Origin of the sequence: Aeromonas sobria, from assembly GCF_050266975.1 — a bacterium.
GTDB classification, from domain to species: domain Bacteria; phylum Pseudomonadota; class Gammaproteobacteria; order Enterobacterales; family Aeromonadaceae; genus Aeromonas; species Aeromonas sobria_B.
On record NZ_JBKISU010000034.1, the window covers coordinates 1 to 13,478 of the forward strand.

General features: G+C 53.5%; 28 protein-coding genes. 1 reads left to right on the top strand and 27 read right to left on the bottom strand.

Annotated features, from left to right (window positions below; translation table 11 throughout):
* On the top strand, positions 1-236 hold a 236-nt coding region (locus tag ACLHZ1_RS17060; RefSeq protein WP_427263049.1), incomplete at its 5' end, for a hypothetical protein.
* Here the strand turns inward: ACLHZ1_RS17060 and rplQ are convergent.
* The 27 genes from rplQ to rplC all read right to left on the bottom strand — a co-directional run bounded on the left by rplQ (position 185) and on the right by rplC (position 13,475).
* On the bottom strand, positions 185-568 hold the full coding sequence (rplQ, locus tag ACLHZ1_RS17065) for a 50S ribosomal protein L17 (protein WP_005307999.1): 384 nt from the start codon (positions 566-568) through the stop codon (positions 185-187). The genes ACLHZ1_RS17060 and rplQ overlap by 52 nt on opposite strands.
* A gap of 43 nt (positions 569-611) precedes the next feature.
* Positions 612-1,601, bottom strand: a complete 990-nt coding sequence (locus ACLHZ1_RS17070; RefSeq protein ID WP_005307997.1) for a DNA-directed RNA polymerase subunit alpha — start codon at positions 1,599-1,601, stop codon at positions 612-614.
* Positions 1,602-1,626: 25 nt separating this feature from the next.
* Positions 1,627-2,247, bottom strand: coding sequence for a 30S ribosomal protein S4 (gene rpsD / locus ACLHZ1_RS17075; protein WP_041999264.1), 621 nt, complete (start codon positions 2,245-2,247; stop codon positions 1,627-1,629).
* 40 nt (positions 2,248-2,287) lie between these two features.
* A complete protein-coding gene (gene rpsK / locus ACLHZ1_RS17080; protein WP_005319702.1) occupies positions 2,288-2,677 on the bottom strand; it encodes a 30S ribosomal protein S11 in 390 nt (129 codons plus the stop codon).
* Positions 2,678-2,691: 14 nt separating this feature from the next.
* A complete protein-coding gene (gene rpsM / locus ACLHZ1_RS17085; protein WP_005307991.1) occupies positions 2,692-3,048 on the bottom strand; it encodes a 30S ribosomal protein S13 in 357 nt (118 codons plus the stop codon).
* A 139-nt stretch (positions 3,049-3,187) separates the two neighbouring features.
* Positions 3,188-3,301: a 50S ribosomal protein L36 gene (rpmJ, locus tag ACLHZ1_RS17090; RefSeq protein WP_005319705.1), complete on the bottom strand. Its 114-nt coding sequence runs from the start codon at positions 3,299-3,301 to the stop codon at positions 3,188-3,190.
* A gap of 27 nt (positions 3,302-3,328) precedes the next feature.
* Positions 3,329-4,657 carry a preprotein translocase subunit SecY gene (secY, locus tag ACLHZ1_RS17095; protein WP_041999261.1) on the bottom strand — a complete coding sequence of 443 codons (1,329 nt, stop codon included), beginning with the start codon at positions 4,655-4,657 and terminating at the stop codon, positions 3,329-3,331.
* An 8-nt stretch (positions 4,658-4,665) separates the two neighbouring features.
* On the bottom strand, positions 4,666-5,103 hold the full coding sequence (gene rplO / locus ACLHZ1_RS17100; RefSeq protein ID WP_041999258.1) for a 50S ribosomal protein L15: 438 nt from the start codon (positions 5,101-5,103) through the stop codon (positions 4,666-4,668).
* 2 nt (positions 5,104-5,105) lie between these two features.
* A complete protein-coding gene (gene rpmD, locus ACLHZ1_RS17105) occupies positions 5,106-5,285 on the bottom strand; it encodes a 50S ribosomal protein L30 (protein ID WP_005307985.1) in 180 nt (59 codons plus the stop codon).
* 6 nt (positions 5,286-5,291) lie between these two features.
* Entirely contained in the window at positions 5,292-5,792 is a 501-nt protein-coding gene (rpsE, locus tag ACLHZ1_RS17110) for a 30S ribosomal protein S5 (protein WP_041999255.1), read from the bottom strand.
* A 14-nt stretch (positions 5,793-5,806) separates the two neighbouring features.
* Entirely contained in the window at positions 5,807-6,160 is a 354-nt protein-coding gene (rplR, locus tag ACLHZ1_RS17115; protein ID WP_005890919.1) for a 50S ribosomal protein L18, read from the bottom strand.
* A gap of 9 nt (positions 6,161-6,169) precedes the next feature.
* A complete protein-coding gene (gene rplF, locus ACLHZ1_RS17120) occupies positions 6,170-6,703 on the bottom strand; it encodes a 50S ribosomal protein L6 (RefSeq protein ID WP_041999251.1) in 534 nt (177 codons plus the stop codon).
* A gap of 13 nt (positions 6,704-6,716) precedes the next feature.
* A complete protein-coding gene (gene rpsH / locus ACLHZ1_RS17125) occupies positions 6,717-7,109 on the bottom strand; it encodes a 30S ribosomal protein S8 (protein ID WP_041999248.1) in 393 nt (130 codons plus the stop codon).
* 21 nt (positions 7,110-7,130) lie between these two features.
* Positions 7,131-7,436 carry a 30S ribosomal protein S14 gene (gene rpsN, locus ACLHZ1_RS17130; RefSeq protein WP_005319722.1) on the bottom strand — a complete coding sequence of 102 codons (306 nt, stop codon included), beginning with the start codon at positions 7,434-7,436 and terminating at the stop codon, positions 7,131-7,133.
* 10 nt (positions 7,437-7,446) lie between these two features.
* On the bottom strand, positions 7,447-7,986 hold the full coding sequence (gene rplE / locus ACLHZ1_RS17135; protein WP_005331162.1) for a 50S ribosomal protein L5: 540 nt from the start codon (positions 7,984-7,986) through the stop codon (positions 7,447-7,449).
* 13 nt (positions 7,987-7,999) lie between these two features.
* A complete protein-coding gene (rplX, locus tag ACLHZ1_RS17140; protein WP_041999241.1) occupies positions 8,000-8,317 on the bottom strand; it encodes a 50S ribosomal protein L24 in 318 nt (105 codons plus the stop codon).
* Positions 8,318-8,328: 11 nt separating this feature from the next.
* Entirely contained in the window at positions 8,329-8,697 is a 369-nt protein-coding gene (gene rplN / locus ACLHZ1_RS17145; protein ID WP_005307975.1) for a 50S ribosomal protein L14, read from the bottom strand.
* Between the two features lie 147 nt (positions 8,698-8,844).
* On the bottom strand, positions 8,845-9,093 hold the full coding sequence (gene rpsQ / locus ACLHZ1_RS17150) for a 30S ribosomal protein S17 (protein ID WP_005890905.1): 249 nt from the start codon (positions 9,091-9,093) through the stop codon (positions 8,845-8,847).
* A complete protein-coding gene (rpmC, locus tag ACLHZ1_RS17155) occupies positions 9,093-9,284 on the bottom strand; it encodes a 50S ribosomal protein L29 (RefSeq protein ID WP_005307965.1) in 192 nt (63 codons plus the stop codon). The genes rpsQ and rpmC overlap by 1 nt, the downstream gene beginning before the upstream one ends.
* Positions 9,284-9,697, bottom strand: coding sequence for a 50S ribosomal protein L16 (gene rplP / locus ACLHZ1_RS17160; protein ID WP_005307963.1), 414 nt, complete (start codon positions 9,695-9,697; stop codon positions 9,284-9,286). The genes rpmC and rplP overlap by 1 nt, the downstream gene beginning before the upstream one ends.
* 13 nt (positions 9,698-9,710) lie before the next feature.
* Positions 9,711-10,424 (bottom strand): 30S ribosomal protein S3, encoded by a 714-nt coding sequence (gene rpsC, locus ACLHZ1_RS17165; RefSeq protein ID WP_005307962.1) that lies wholly within the window; start codon positions 10,422-10,424, stop codon positions 9,711-9,713.
* Positions 10,425-10,427: 3 nt separating this feature from the next.
* Positions 10,428-10,772: a 50S ribosomal protein L22 gene (rplV, locus tag ACLHZ1_RS17170; RefSeq protein WP_041999233.1), complete on the bottom strand. Its 345-nt coding sequence runs from the start codon at positions 10,770-10,772 to the stop codon at positions 10,428-10,430.
* 10 nt (positions 10,773-10,782) lie between these two features.
* A complete protein-coding gene (gene rpsS / locus ACLHZ1_RS17175; RefSeq protein WP_005307960.1) occupies positions 10,783-11,061 on the bottom strand; it encodes a 30S ribosomal protein S19 in 279 nt (92 codons plus the stop codon).
* Between the two features lie 22 nt (positions 11,062-11,083).
* The gene (gene rplB / locus ACLHZ1_RS17180; RefSeq protein ID WP_005340614.1) at positions 11,084-11,905 is read right to left on the bottom strand and encodes a 50S ribosomal protein L2; all 822 of its coding nucleotides are present in this window, start codon (positions 11,903-11,905) and stop codon (positions 11,084-11,086) included.
* Between the two features lie 15 nt (positions 11,906-11,920).
* A complete protein-coding gene (rplW, locus tag ACLHZ1_RS17185) occupies positions 11,921-12,223 on the bottom strand; it encodes a 50S ribosomal protein L23 (protein WP_005331199.1) in 303 nt (100 codons plus the stop codon).
* Positions 12,220-12,825: a 50S ribosomal protein L4 gene (rplD, locus tag ACLHZ1_RS17190; protein WP_041999227.1), complete on the bottom strand. Its 606-nt coding sequence runs from the start codon at positions 12,823-12,825 to the stop codon at positions 12,220-12,222. Before rplD ends, rplW begins: the two co-directional genes overlap by 4 nt.
* 17 nt (positions 12,826-12,842) lie before the next feature.
* Positions 12,843-13,475, bottom strand: a complete 633-nt coding sequence (rplC, locus tag ACLHZ1_RS17195) for a 50S ribosomal protein L3 (protein ID WP_041999225.1) — start codon at positions 13,473-13,475, stop codon at positions 12,843-12,845.
* Positions 13,476-13,478: the final 3 nt, after the last annotated feature.

Sequence of the window (13,478 nt, forward strand, 5' to 3'; positions counted from 1 at the left end):
TTGAGGCAGTTGAGGCAGTTGAGGCAGTTGAGGCAGTTGAGGCAGTTGAGGCAGTTGAGGCAGTTGAGGCAGTTGAGGCAGTTGAGGCAGTTGAGGCAGTTGAGGCAGTTGAGGCAGTTGAGGCAGTTGAGGCAGTATCAGGATCCATTAAGAGAAAAGCCGGGACAAGCCCGGCTTTTCTTTATCACTCAGCAGCTGCTTCAGCAGCGGCCGGGCGGTCTACCAGCTCGATGTAAGCCATCGGAGCGTTGTCGCCGGCACGGAAACCGCATTTCAGAATGCGAGTATAACCGCCGGCGCGCTCCAGGTAGCGCGGGCCCAGTTCATTGAACAGCTTAGCCACGATCGCGTTGTCGCGAGTGCGGGCAAATGCCAGACGACGATTAGCAACGCTATCGGTCTTGGCAAGGGTGATCAGCGGTTCAACGACACGACGCAGCTCTTTTGCCTTAGGCAGAGTCGTCTTGATGATCTCATGACGAACCAGGGAGCTGGCCATGTTGCGGAACATAGCCTGACGGTGGCTGCTGTTCCGGTTCAGTTGACGACCACTCAAACGATGGCGCATGACCTTATCCTTCTAACTAAATCTGTGAAACCCGTAATCTGGATTACTCGTCAGCGATGCTGGCGGGCGGCCAGTTCTCAAGGCGCATGCCAAGAGACAGACCACGGGAGGCCAACACGTCCTTGATCTCAGTCAGGGACTTCTTACCGAGGTTGGGAGTCTTAAGCAACTCAACCTCGGTACGCTGTACCAGATCACCAATATAGTGGATAGCTTCTGCCTTCAGACAGTTCGCAGAACGAACTGTCAGCTCCAAATCATCGACAGGACGCAGCAGGATCGGATCGAACTCGGGCTTCTCTTCTTTCTTCTCGGGCACGCTGACATCGCGCAGGTCCACGAAGGCTTCCAGTTGCTCGGCCAGGATAGTGGCGGAACGACGGATGGCTTCTTCAGGATCCAGGGTACCATTGGTCTCCATGTCGATGACCAGCTTGTCCAAGTCGGTGCGCTGTTCCACACGTGCTGCCTCAACATTGTAGGCAATACGAACGATGGGGCTGAACGCAGAGTCCAGCAGCAGGCGACCGATAGGACGCTCTTCATCATCGTTGTGAACACGAGCAGAAGCAGGCACATAACCACGACCGCGCTGAACTTTCAGACGCATGCTGATCTCAGCATTGGCGCCAGTCAGGTGGCAGATTACGTGCTCCGGGTTAACAATCTCGACTTCATCACCGTGAGTGATATCACCTGCGGTAACGGGGCCTGTTCCAGACTTGGTCAGGGACAGAGTTACCTCGTCCTTGCCTTCCAGCTTCACAGCGATACCTTTCAGGTTGAGCAGGATTTCAAGAATGTCTTCCTGTACACCTTCTTTGCTGCTGTACTCGTGCAGTACGCCGTCGATCTCGACTTCAGTGACTGCACAACCGGGCATAGATGACAGCAAAATACGACGCAGGGCATTACCCAGCGTGTGACCAAAACCACGCTCAAGCGGCTCAAGAGTCACTTTTGCGTGAGTCGGGCTAACTTGCTCGATGTCAACTAGCCGCGGCTTAAGAAAATCTGTTACAGAACCCAGCATTGTGTCCTCTCTTTAGAAGCTAGCTTTACTTGGAGTAAAGCTCGACGATCAGCTGTTCGTTAATGTCGGCAGACAGGTCAGAACGCTCCGGCAGGCGCTTGAAGGCACCTTCCATTTTAGCGGCGTCAACCTCTACCCAAGTCGGCTTCTCGCGCTGACCAGCAACTTCCAGGGAAGCTTTGATACGCGCTTGCTTCTTAGCCTTCTCACGAACGCAGATCACGTCCTCAGGGGAAACCTGGAAAGAAGGAATGTTAACAACGCGACCGTTTACCAGGATAGCCTTATGGCTCACCAGCTGGCGAGATTCAGCGCGGGTAGCACCGAAGCCCATGCGATAAACGACGTTATCCAGACGACCTTCCAGCAGCTGCAACAGGTTTTCGCCGGTGTTGCCTTTTTGACGGGCAGCGTCACGGTAGTAGTTGCGGAACTGTTTTTCCAATACGCCGTAGATACGACGAACTTTTTGTTTCTCGCGCAGTTGCACGCCGTAGTCGGACAGACGCGCTTTACGCGCACCGTGTTGACCAGGGGCAGTGTCAATCTTGCACTTGGAATCTATCGCACGAACACCTGACTTCAGGAAGAGGTCGGTGCCCTCACGACGGCTAAGCTTAAGCTTAGGACCGATATATCTTGCCATCTTCTTTCTCCAACAATCCTAGACCAATAAGCTACCAGCGTTACACGCGGCGCTTCTTGGGAGGACGACAACCGTTGTGCGGGATCGGAGTCACATCAGTAATGTTAGTGATGCGGAAACCAGCCGCGTTCAGCGCGCGGATGGAGGACTCACGACCGGGACCCGGACCTTTAACCATGACTTCCAGGTTCTTCACGCCGTATTCTTTGGCGATCTCACCAGCACGCTCAGCAGCTACCTGGGCAGCAAACGGAGTGGACTTACGGGAACCACGGAAACCTGAACCACCGGAGGTAGCCCATGACAGAGCATTGCCCTGACGGTCAGTAATGGTCACGATTGTGTTGTTGAAAGATGCATGAACGTGCGCAATACCGTCGCTCACTTGCTTTTTAACGCGCTTGCGAGCACGAGTCGGAGTTTTAGCCATTTTCTACCTTCCCGTTACTTCTTGATAGCCTTGCGCGGACCCTTACGGGTACGAGCGTTGGTCTTGGTACGTTGACCACGAACAGGCAGGCTACGACGGTGACGCAAACCACGGTAGCAACCCAGATCCATCAAGCGTTTGATGTTCATGGAAATCTGACGACGCAGGTCACCTTCAACGGTGAATTTACCTACTTGTTCACGCAGACTCTCGATCTGAGCTTCGTCCAGGTCTTTAATTTTCACATTCTCAGCGATACCGGCTGCGGCACAGATGGCCTTGGAGCGGGTACGACCGACGCCATAAATCGCAGTCAAAGCAATGACTGCATGCTTATGGTCAGGAATGTTAATGCCAGCGATACGGGCCACTATTCACTCCTACATATAGTAGATTACGACCACCACAAAGCCCGTGAGCGGATACGTGGCGGTCAACCAATACACAACAAAAGTTGGCTGGCTATATTAGCCAGCACAACTATTTGTTGCAAGTACTAACCGTAAAAAATTAGCCTTGGCGCTGTTTATGCTTTGGCTCGCTGCAAATCACCCGCACCACACCGTGACGCTTGATGATTTTGCAGTTACGGCAGATTGCCTTAACGGAAGCACGAACTTTCATTGCTTAACTCCGTAACTACGCCGACCTTTAGCGGCCGTAGCCCTTCAGGTTGGCCTTCCTCAGGACGTCGCCATATTGATGAGACATCATATGGGTTTGTACCTGAGCCATGAAGTCCATGATAACTACCACGATAATCAGCAGCGAGGTGCCACCGAAGTAGAACTGTACGTTCCAGGCAGTCATCAAGAACTGGGGTACCAGACAGATAAAGGTTATATAGAGCGCACCTGCCAATGTCAGGCGAGTCATAACCTTATCGATGTAACGTGCTGTCTGCTCGCCCGGGCGGATCCCCGGGATAAAGGCTCCACTCTTCTTCAAGTTGTCTGCCGTCTCGCGTGGATTGAACACCAGCGCGGTATAGAAGAAGCAGAAGAAGATAATGGCTGCTGCATACAGCATCTCATACAAGGGCTGACCCGGCTGCAGGACCATAGAGACCTGTTGCAGAATGTCGGCTACCTTGCCCTCGCCCTGACCAAACCAAGAGGTAATGGTCCCCGGGAAGAGGATGATGCTGGATGCGAAAATCGCAGGAATCACACCGGCCATATTCACTTTCAATGGCAGGTGTGTGCTTTGCGCGGCGAATACCTGGCGGCCTTGTTGACGCTTGGCATAGTTCACGACGATACGACGCTGACCACGCTCCACGAACACCACAAAGTAAGTCACTGCGAAAACAATCAAGCCCAGCAACAACAACAGCAGGATGTGCAATTCCCCTTGACGTGCCTGTTCGGCCGTAGCACCAATGGCATGAGGCAGCCCAGCAACGATCCCGGTGAAAATAATCAACGAGATGCCGTTACCGATACCACGCTCGGTAATCTGCTCACCCAACCACATCAAAAACATGGTGCCGGTGACCAGACTCACAACCGCCGTGAAATAGAAGCCCAAACCCGGATGAGTCACGAGTCCTTGCATCATGTTCGGCAGACCGGTTGCGATACCAATGGCCTGGAAGGTTCCCAAAATCAATGTACCCCAACGGGTATACTGATTGATCTTGCGACGGCCGGATTCACCTTCTTTCTTGAGTTCAGCAAGAGCGGGATGAACCACGGTCAGTAACTGGATGATGATCGACGCCGAAATGTACGGCATGATCCCCAACGCAAGAATAGAAGCACGCGAGAGTGCACCACCACTGAACATGTTGAACATCTCAATGATGGTGCCCTTCTGTTGCTGGAACAACTCGGCCAGTACGGCGGCGTCAATACCAGGAATAGGCACATAAGAGCCTGCACGGAAAACGATAATCGCCCCGAGAACGAAGAGCAGACGGCTCTTCAGTTCACTCAGACCACCTTGCGCTTTAACATCCAATCCTGGTTTCTTAGCCATTGTACTGATTATTCCTCGATTTTACCGCCAGCGGCCTCGATGGCTGCACGTGCACCTTTGGTGACGGACAGACCACGAACGGTCACAGCACGGTCAATGTTGCCAGACAGAACAACTTTAGCGAACACGATGTTCTTGGTCAGAACGCCGGCTTGCTTCAGAGTGCTCACATCGACCACATCACCTTCTACCAGGGCGATTTCGTTCAGGCGCACTTCGGCAGAAACCAAAGATTTGCGAGAGAAGAAACCGAACTTCGGCAGACGGATTTTCAAAGGCATCTGGCCACCTTCGAAACCGTTGCGGACTTTGCCGCCACCGGAACGAGAGGTTTGACCTTTCACACCACGACCACCAGTCTTGCCCAGACCAGAACCGATACCACGGCCCGGACGGTGCTTAACAGACTTGGAACCAGGGGCCGGAGACAGAGTGTTCAGACGCATGCTTAGCCCTCCACCTTAACCATGTAATAAACCTGGTTGATCATGCCGCGTACGCAGGGAGTATCCTCCAGCTCAACGGTGTGACCAATGCGACGCAGACCCAGACCACGCAGAGTCGCCTTGTGCTTTGGCAGACGGCCGATAGAGCTGCGAGTTTGAGTTACTTTTACAGTGTTAGCCATGTCGCATTACCCCAGAATTTCTTCAACGCGCAGACCACGCTTGGCAGCGATCTGAGCCGGGGATTGACCCTGAACCAGAGCGTCTACAGTTGCGCGAACAACGTTGATCGGGTTAGTGGAACCGTAGGTCTTGGCCAGCACGTTGTGGATACCGGCAACTTCCAGCACGGCACGCATGGCGCCGCCTGCAATGATACCAGTACCTTCAGAGGCCGGCTTCATGAACACGGTGGAACCGGAGTGAACGCCTTGCACCGGGTGGTGCAGGGTGCCGTTGTTCAGTTCGACCTTGTTCAGGTTACGCTTGGCCTGTTCCATCGCTTTTTGAATCGCGGCGGGAACTTCACGGGCCTTACCGTAACCGTAACCTACACGGCCGTTACCATCACCCACCACGGTCAACGCGGTGAAGGACATGATACGACCACCTTTAACAGTTTTCGAAACACGGTTTACTGCAATCAGCTTTTCTTGCAGTTCGCCGGCTTGAGATTCGACTTTAGCCATCTTCGACTCCTAGCTTAGAACTGAAGACCAGCGTCACGAGCAGCGGTAGCCAGAGCGGCGACACGACCGTGATACTTGAAACCGGAACGATCGAAAGATACGTTCTGAATGCCTTTGGCGATAGCACGCTCAGCGATAGCCTTACCGACTGCGGTAGCTGCATCAGCATTACCGGAGTACTTGATTGCTTCACTGATGGCTTTCTCTACTGTGGAAGCAGAGGCCAGAACTTCGGAACCGTTGGCTGCGATTACCTGCGCGTAGATATGACGCGGGGTACGGTGAACAACCAGACGGGTAGCTCCCAGTTCCTGCATCTTCTTCCGAGCACGAGTAGCACGACGGAGACGAGCTGCTTTCTTGTCCATAGTGTTACCTTACTTCTTCTTAGCTTCTTTAGTACGCACTTGCTCGTTGGCATAGCGTACACCCTTGCCCTTGTAGGGCTCCGGAGCGCGGTAAGCACGGATATCGGCGGCGACTTGGCCAACCAGCTGCTTGTCCACACCACGCAGAACGATCTCTGTAGCGGTCGGACATTCAGCGGTCACACCAGCCGGCAGCGCATGCTCAACCGGGTGAGAGAAGCCCAGTGCCAGCGCGACAGCATTGCCCTTGATGGAGGCTTTGTAACCTACACCAACCAGCTGCAGCTTACGCTCAAAGCCTTGGGTAACACCGATTACCATGTTGTTGACCAATGCACGGGCAGTACCGGCCTGAGCGTCGGCACCATTGGAGCCGTCGCGCGGGGCGAACTTCAGTACATTGTCTTCTTTGGTCACTTCTACACCGGCGTGAATAGAACGAACCAGGGAACCTTTACCACCTTTGATGGACAGTTCCTGACCGTTCAGAGTCACCTCTACGCCAGCAGGAATAGTGACGGGTGCCTTAGCAACACGAGACATTTCCTACCTCCTATTAAGCGACGTAGCAGATGATCTCACCGCCCATGCAAGCTTTACGAGCTGCACGGTCAGTCATCACACCTTTAGACGTGGACACGATAGCAACACCGAGACCGCCCATGACTTTCGGCAGATCAGTAGTGCGCTTGTAAATACGCAGGCCGGGACGGCTCACGCGTTGGATCAGTTCTACAACCGGCTTGCCCTGGAAATATTTCAGTTCAATTTCCAGTTCCGGCTTCACATCACCCGCTACGGAGTAGCCAGCGATGTAACCTTCTTCTTTCAGCACGTGGGCGATAGCCACTTTCAGCTTGGAAGAAGGCATGGAAACCGAAACTTTGCTCGCCGCTTGACCGTTACGGATGCGGGTCAGCATATCCGCGATCGGATCTTGCATGCTCATAAGTCTAACTCCCGAGATTCGTTACCAAGAAGCCTTCTTCAGGCCCGGAATTTCGCCCTTCATGGCATGCTCACGCACCTTGATGCGAGACAGGCCAAACTTGCGCAGGAAACCGTGCGGACGACCAGTAATATTGCAACGGTTACGCTGGCGGGACGGACTGGAATCACGGGGCAGCTGTTGCAGTTGCAGGACAGCATCCCAACGCGCTTCTTCAGAAGCGTTCATATCAACGATGATAGCTTTCAGCTCGGTTCGCTTGGTGGCGAACTTGGCTACCAGCTTCGCACGCTTTGCTTCACGTGCTTTCATGGATGTTTTAGCCATAACCCTAACCTTACTTGCGGAATGGGAAGTTAAAGGCAGCCAGCAGAGCACGGCCTTCTTCATCGGTATTCGCGGAAGTGGTGATGGTGATATCCAGACCACGGACGCGATCGACTTTGTCATAGTCGATTTCCGGGAAGATGATTTGCTCACGCACGCCCATGGAGTAGTTACCACGACCGTCGAACGCTTTAGCGTTCAGGCCACGGAAGTCACGGATACGCGGTACGGAGATGCAAATCAGCCGTTCCAGGAACTCCCACATACGCTCGCCACGCAGGGTTACTTTACAACCTATCGGGTAGCCTTCACGAATCTTGAAGCCCGCAACAGATTTGCGAGCTTTGGTGATCAGCGGCTTCTGACCGGAAATGGCAGCCATATCGGCAGCAGCATTTTCCAGCAACTTCTTGTCAGAGATCGCTTCACCAACACCCATGTTCAGGGTGATTTTCTCGATCCGAGGGACTTGCATGATAGTCTTGTAACCGAACTGCTTTGACAGTTCATTTACTACATCGGATTTGTAGTAATCATGCAGTTTCGCCATCGTTAAACTCCAATTACTTCACAAGTTCGCCGGTGGATTTGAAGAAACGAACTTTTTTGCCGTCTTCAATCCGGAAACCAACGCGATCAGCCTTGCCAGTGGCAGAGTTGAACAGCGCTACGTTTGAAACATCGAGGGGGGCTTCTTTGGTGACGATACCGCCAGCCTGACCCAGTGCGGGTACCGGCTTCTGGTGTTTCTTCACCTGGTTGATGCCTTCCACGATTACCTTACCCTTGGCAATCAGAACTTGAGTGACTTTGCCACGCTTGCCCTTGTCTTTGCCGGTAAGAACAATCACTTCGTCTTCGCGACGGATTTTAGCTGCCATCGTTCGACTCCTTACAGTACTTCGGGTGCCAGGGACACAATCTTCATGAACTTCTCATTACGCAGTTCACGGGTCACCGGGCCAAAAATACGAGTACCGATTGGCTGTTGGTTGTTGTTAAGCAACACAGCCGCATTGTTGTCGAAACGGATGACTGAGCCGTCCGGACGACGAACGCCTTTACGGGTGCGTACGACCACCGCGTTATACACATCACCTTTCTTCACTTTACCGCGAGGAATGGCTTCCTTGATGGAAACCTTGATGATGTCGCCGATGCCGGCGTAACGGCGGTGCGAGCCACCCAGAACCTTAATACACATTACACTGCGAGCGCCGGAGTTGTCGGCTACACCCAGCATACTTTGCATCTGGATCATTTTAGTGCTCCGCTTTGTTTACTTCTTATCCCTCTCGGGATCTGGCTGCCTTCAAAAGGCGCGAAACTATAACACAGGAAAATTGGAAAAGGTAGCCTAAAAAACAAACGGCCCCCAAAGGGGGCCGTTTGGGCTATAAAGGACCGATTAGGCCTTTTCCAGGATCCCGACCAGGGTCCAAGACTTGGTCTTGGACAGCGGACGGCACTCGCGGATTTCCACGAGATCGCCAGCTTTACACTCGTTGGTCTCATCGTGTACGTGCAGCTTGGTAGTGCGCTTGATGATCTTACCGTAGATCGGGTGCTTTACCTTGCGCTCGATAGCGACGGTGATGGATTTGTCCATCTTGTCGCTAATGACACGACCTTGCAGAGTACGGATTTTGTCAGTCATTACGCACCTGCCTTCTCAGTCAGTACAGTCTTGATACGTGCGACGTCACGACGCACTTGTTTCAGAGTGTGAGTCTGAGCCAGTTGGCCGGTGGACGCTTGCATGCGCATGTTGAATTGCTCACGCAGCAGACCCAGCAGCTCCTGGTTCAGTTCTTCGACGCTCTTTTGACGCAGATCTTGAGCTTTCATCACATCACCGTCTTGATTACGAAAGTGGTCTGAACGGACAGCTTAGCAGCGGCCAGGGCGAATGCTTCACGGGCCAGAGCCTCGGGAACACCGTCCATCTCGTACAGAACCTTGCCAGGTTGGATCGGGCATACCCAGTATTCGACGTTACCCTTACCTTTACCCATACGAACTTCGAGGGGCTTTTCGGTAATCGGTTTGTCCGGGAACACACGGATCCAGATCTTACCCTGACGCTTAACGTGACGGGTCATGGCACGACGGGCTGCTTCGATTTGACGAGCAGTCAGCTGACCACGGGATGTCGCCTTCAGGCCAAAGGTACCGAAGGATACTTCGTTACCAGAGTTGGCCAGACCGCGGTTACGACCCTTATGGGTCTTGCGGAATTTAGTACGCTTAGGTTGCAACATTTACCGAATCTCCTTACTTAGCAGCGCGGCGCTTGTTGTCACGCTTGGGCTTTGCAGGAGCTTGCTCTTGAGCAGCGGCAGCGTTAACAGCAGCCAGACCGCCCAGAACTTCGCCCTTGAAGATCCAAACTTTGACGCCGATCACACCGTAAGTGGTGTGGGCTTCAGAAGTTGCGTAGTCGATGTCGGCACGCAGGGTGTGCAAAGGCACACGACCTTCACGGTACCATTCGGTACGCGCGATTTCAGCGCCGCCCAGACGACCGGACACTTCCACTTTGATGCCCTTGGCACCCAGGCGCATGGCGTTCTGTACGGCGCGCTTCATGGCACGACGGAACATTACGCGACGTTCCAGCTGGGAAGTGATGCTGTCGGCAACGAGTTTGCCATCCAGCTCCGGCTTGCGGACTTCGGAAATGTTGATCTGAGCAGGCACGCCAGCGATAGTGGCGACAGCTTTGCGCAGTTTCTCAACGTCTTCGCCTTTCTTGCCGATCACGACACCCGGACGAGCAGTGTGAATGGTCACACGGATGCTCTTGGCCGGACGCTCGATGGTGATCTTGGACAAGGAAGCGTTTTTCAGCTCCTTGGTCAGGAACTGGCGTACTTGAAAATCGCTGTACAGGTTGTCAGCGAAGTCTTTGGTGTTCGCGAACCAGGTAGAATTCCAAGGCTTGGTAATACCCAGGCGAATGCCATTAGGATGTACTTTCTGACCCATTGCTTATCTCCCAGCCTTAGCGTCGGATACCACCACAGTGATGTGAGCGGTACGCTTGAGGATACGATCCGCGCGACCTTTGGCGCGAGGACGGATACGCTTCATGGAGGGACCTTCGTCGACCATGATAGTAGCAATACGCAGGGCGTCGATGTCGGCGCCTTCGTTGTGCTCAGCGTTTGCAATGGCAGATTCCAGCACTTTCTTAACCAGAGCAGCAGCCTTTTTCGGGCTGAAGGTCAGGATATTCAGAGCCTTGTCTACGGACAGACCACGTACTTGATCGGCTACCAGACGAGCTTTCTGGGCAGAAGTACGGGCATAACGGTGTTTAGCGATAGCTTCCATCATTTATCCCTTAGCGCTTCTTAGCCTTCTTATCAGCAGCATGGCCGCGATAAGTACGAGTCGGTGCGAATTCACCCAGTTTGTGACCGATCATTTCTTCGGTAACGAAAACCGGAACGTGCTGACGACCATTATGGACAGCGATGGTCAAACCGATCATGTTCGGGATGATCATTGAACGACGGGACCAGGTTTTAACCGGCTTTTTATCCCCGCTTTCCACCGCTTTCTCTACCTTCTTCAGCAAGTGCAGGTCAATAAATGGACCCTTCTTGAGAGAACGTGGCATGGTGATTCCTCTATGTTAACAATTACTTGTTACGACGACGTACGATGTACTTGTCGGTACGCTTGTTCTTACGGGTCTTGAAGCCTTTAGCCTTCTGGCCCCATGGGGACACAGGCTGCATGCCCTTGTTACGACCCTCACCACCACCGTGCGGGTGGTCGACCGGGTTCATCGCCATACCGCGAACGGTCGGACGAATACCACGCCAGCGGTTGGCACCAGCTTTACCCAGTTGACGCAACATGTGCTCGGAGTTACCGACTTCACCGATGGTGGCACGGCACTCGGCCAGAACTTTACGTACTTCGCCGGAACGCAGACGCAGAGTTACATAGTTACCTTCACGAGCCAGGATCTGGATGAAAGTACCAGCGGAACGAGCCAGCTGGGCACCTTTACCAGGTTTCATCTCGACGGCGTGAACGGTAGAACCAACCGGGATGTTGCGCATCGGCAGGGCGTTGCCCACCTTGATGGCAGCATCAGCACCAGAAGCGATAGCATCACCAGCTTTCAGGCCTTTCGGAGCCAGGATGTAACGACGCTCACCGTCTGCATACAGCACCAGGGCGATGTTTGCGGTACGGTTAGGATCGTATTCCAGGCGCTCTACTTTGGCCGGGATACCGTCTTTATCGCGTTTGAAGTCGACGATACGGTAGTGCTGCTTGTGACCACCACCGATGTGACGGGTGGTGATTCGGCCGTTGTTGTTACGACCACCGGACTTGCTTTTGCTGTCCAGCAGAGCGGCGAAGGGCTTGCCCTTGTACAGCTCTTGGTTGACGATCTTGACGACGTGGCGGCGGCCCGGAGAAGTAGGCTTGCACTTAACGATTGCCATTTTTGAGAACTCCTCTTACTCGGCTGCGCCCATGAAGTCGATGTCCTGACCTGCTTTCAGGGTCACATAAGCCTTTTTCCAATCGGAACGACGGCCTACACGCGCACCTGAGCGCTTGGTTTTACCCTTCATGTTCAGGGTACGGACGGTCTCAACTTCGACCTCGAACAGTTTTGCAACTGCAGCTTTGACTTCCGCCTTGGTGGCATCGACAGCAACTTTGAACACGATAGTGTTCTGCTTCTCGGCGACCATGGTGCTCTTTTCAGAGATATGCGGAGCCTTCAGAACTTTCAACAGACGCTCTTCGCGGATCATGCCAGCATCTCCTCGATTTGCTTAACTGCGTCAGCAGTCATCAGAACCTTGTCGAAAGCGATCAGGCTGACCGGGTCGATACCGGCTACGTCACGCACGTCGACCTTGTACAGGTTGCGAGCAGCCAGGAACAGGTTCTCATCGACTTCAGCAGTCACGATCAGAACGTCGTTCAGTTCCATTTCTTTCAGCTTGGCGATCAGTTCTTTGGTCTTCGGCGCTTCGATGCCGAATTTCTCAACAACGATCAGGCGCTCTTGACGTACCAGCTCGGACAGGATGCTACGGATAGCGCCGCGGTACATCTTCTTGTTTACTTTCTGGCTGTGATCTTGCGGCTTAGCAGCAAAAGTCACACCACCTGAACGCCAAATGGGCGAACGGATGGAGCCAGCACGGGCACGACCAGTACCCTTCTGACGCCACGGCTTTTTGCCGCCACCAGACACTTCAGAGCGAGTCAGCTGCGCACGAGTACCCTGACGGGCACCAGCGGCATATGCAACGACGACCTGGTGAACCAGAGCTTCGTTGAATTCGCGCCCGAAGGTAGTCTCGGAAACTTCAAGAGCGCTCTTGGCGTCTTTCATTACCAATTCCATTACTATCTCCTCAGACGTTACGCTTTGACGGCAGGTTTGACGATCACGTTGCCGTTGGTTGCACCCGGTACTGCGCCTTTGATGAGCAGCAGGTTGCGTTCAGCGTCAACACGAACCAGTTCCAGGTTCTGAGTCGTTACACGCTCAGCACCCATGTGACCAGCCATCTTTTTGCCCTTGAATACACGGCCCGGGGTCTGGTTTTGACCGATGGAGCCAGGTACACGGTGGGACAGGGAGTTACCGTGGGTCATATCCTGGGTGCGGAAGTTGTGGCGCTTAACAGTACCAGCAAAACCTTTACCCTTGGATGTGCCGGTAACGTCTACCAGCTTAACGTCAGCGAGAAGATCTACTTTCAGCTCGCTACCAACAGTGAAAGCTTCACCGTTGTTCAGGCGGAATTCCCACAGACCGCGACCGGCTTCAACACCAGCTTTGGCGAAGTGGCCAGCTTCCGGCTTGGTCACACGGCTGGCTTTCTTGGCGCCAGTGGTAACCTGAATAGCGTTGTAGCCGTCGGTTTCTACAGATTTGACCTGAGTTACACGGTTAGCTTCAACTTCGATAACAGTCACCGGGATAGAAACGCCATCTTCAGTAAAGATGCGAGTCATACCCACTTTGCGACCTACAAGACCGATTGTCATTGT

Excerpts from the sequence above, each read along its gene's own strand:
- rplQ (WP_005307999.1), bottom strand. The coding sequence starts at position 568 with ATGCGCCATCGTTTGAGTGGTCGTCAACTGAACCGGAACAGCAGCCAC.
- ACLHZ1_RS17070 (WP_005307997.1), bottom strand. The coding sequence starts at position 1,601 with ATGCTGGGTTCTGTAACAGATTTTCTTAAGCCGCGGCTAGTTGACATC.
- rpsD (WP_041999264.1), bottom strand. The coding sequence starts at position 2,247 with ATGGCAAGATATATCGGTCCTAAGCTTAAGCTTAGCCGTCGTGAGGGC.
- rpsK (WP_005319702.1), bottom strand. The coding sequence starts at position 2,677 with ATGGCTAAAACTCCGACTCGTGCTCGCAAGCGCGTTAAAAAGCAAGTG.
- rpmJ (WP_005319705.1), bottom strand. The coding sequence starts at position 3,301 with ATGAAAGTTCGTGCTTCCGTTAAGGCAATCTGCCGTAACTGCAAAATC.
- secY (WP_041999261.1), bottom strand. The coding sequence starts at position 4,657 with ATGGCTAAGAAACCAGGATTGGATGTTAAAGCGCAAGGTGGTCTGAGT.
- rplO (WP_041999258.1), bottom strand. The coding sequence starts at position 5,103 with ATGCGTCTGAACACTCTGTCTCCGGCCCCTGGTTCCAAGTCTGTTAAG.
- rpmD (WP_005307985.1), bottom strand. The coding sequence starts at position 5,285 with ATGGCTAACACTGTAAAAGTAACTCAAACTCGCAGCTCTATCGGCCGT.
- rpsE (WP_041999255.1), bottom strand. The coding sequence starts at position 5,792 with ATGGCTAAAGTCGAATCTCAAGCCGGCGAACTGCAAGAAAAGCTGATT.
- rplR (WP_005890919.1), bottom strand. The coding sequence starts at position 6,160 with ATGGACAAGAAAGCAGCTCGTCTCCGTCGTGCTACTCGTGCTCGGAAG.
- rplF (WP_041999251.1), bottom strand. The coding sequence starts at position 6,703 with ATGTCTCGTGTTGCTAAGGCACCCGTCACTATTCCTGCTGGCGTAGAG.
- rpsH (WP_041999248.1), bottom strand. The coding sequence starts at position 7,109 with ATGAGCATGCAAGATCCGATCGCGGATATGCTGACCCGCATCCGTAAC.
- rpsN (WP_005319722.1), bottom strand. The coding sequence starts at position 7,436 with ATGGCTAAAACATCCATGAAAGCACGTGAAGCAAAGCGTGCGAAGCTG.
- rplE (WP_005331162.1), bottom strand. The coding sequence starts at position 7,986 with ATGGCGAAACTGCATGATTACTACAAATCCGATGTAGTAAATGAACTG.
- rplX (WP_041999241.1), bottom strand. The coding sequence starts at position 8,317 with ATGGCAGCTAAAATCCGTCGCGAAGACGAAGTGATTGTTCTTACCGGC.
- rplN (WP_005307975.1), bottom strand. The coding sequence starts at position 8,697 with ATGATCCAGATGCAAAGTATGCTGGGTGTAGCCGACAACTCCGGCGCT.
- rpsQ (WP_005890905.1), bottom strand. The coding sequence starts at position 9,093 with ATGACTGACAAAATCCGTACTCTGCAAGGTCGTGTCATTAGCGACAAG.
- rpmC (WP_005307965.1), bottom strand. The coding sequence starts at position 9,284 with ATGAAAGCTCAAGATCTGCGTCAAAAGAGCGTCGAAGAACTGAACCAG.
- rplP (WP_005307963.1), bottom strand. The coding sequence starts at position 9,697 with ATGTTGCAACCTAAGCGTACTAAATTCCGCAAGACCCATAAGGGTCGT.
- rpsC (WP_005307962.1), bottom strand. The coding sequence starts at position 10,424 with ATGGGTCAGAAAGTACATCCTAATGGCATTCGCCTGGGTATTACCAAG.
- rplV (WP_041999233.1), bottom strand. The coding sequence starts at position 10,772 with ATGGAAGCTATCGCTAAACACCGTTATGCCCGTACTTCTGCCCAGAAA.
- rpsS (WP_005307960.1), bottom strand. The coding sequence starts at position 11,061 with ATGCCACGTTCTCTCAAGAAGGGTCCATTTATTGACCTGCACTTGCTG.
- rplB (WP_005340614.1), bottom strand. The coding sequence starts at position 11,905 with ATGGCAATCGTTAAGTGCAAGCCTACTTCTCCGGGCCGCCGCCACGTC.
- rplW (WP_005331199.1), bottom strand. The coding sequence starts at position 12,223 with ATGATCCGCGAAGAGCGTCTGTTGAAAGTTCTGAAGGCTCCGCATATC.
- rplD (WP_041999227.1), bottom strand. The coding sequence starts at position 12,825 with ATGGAATTGGTAATGAAAGACGCCAAGAGCGCTCTTGAAGTTTCCGAG.
- rplC (WP_041999225.1), bottom strand. The coding sequence starts at position 13,475 with ATGACAATCGGTCTTGTAGGTCGCAAAGTGGGTATGACTCGCATCTTT.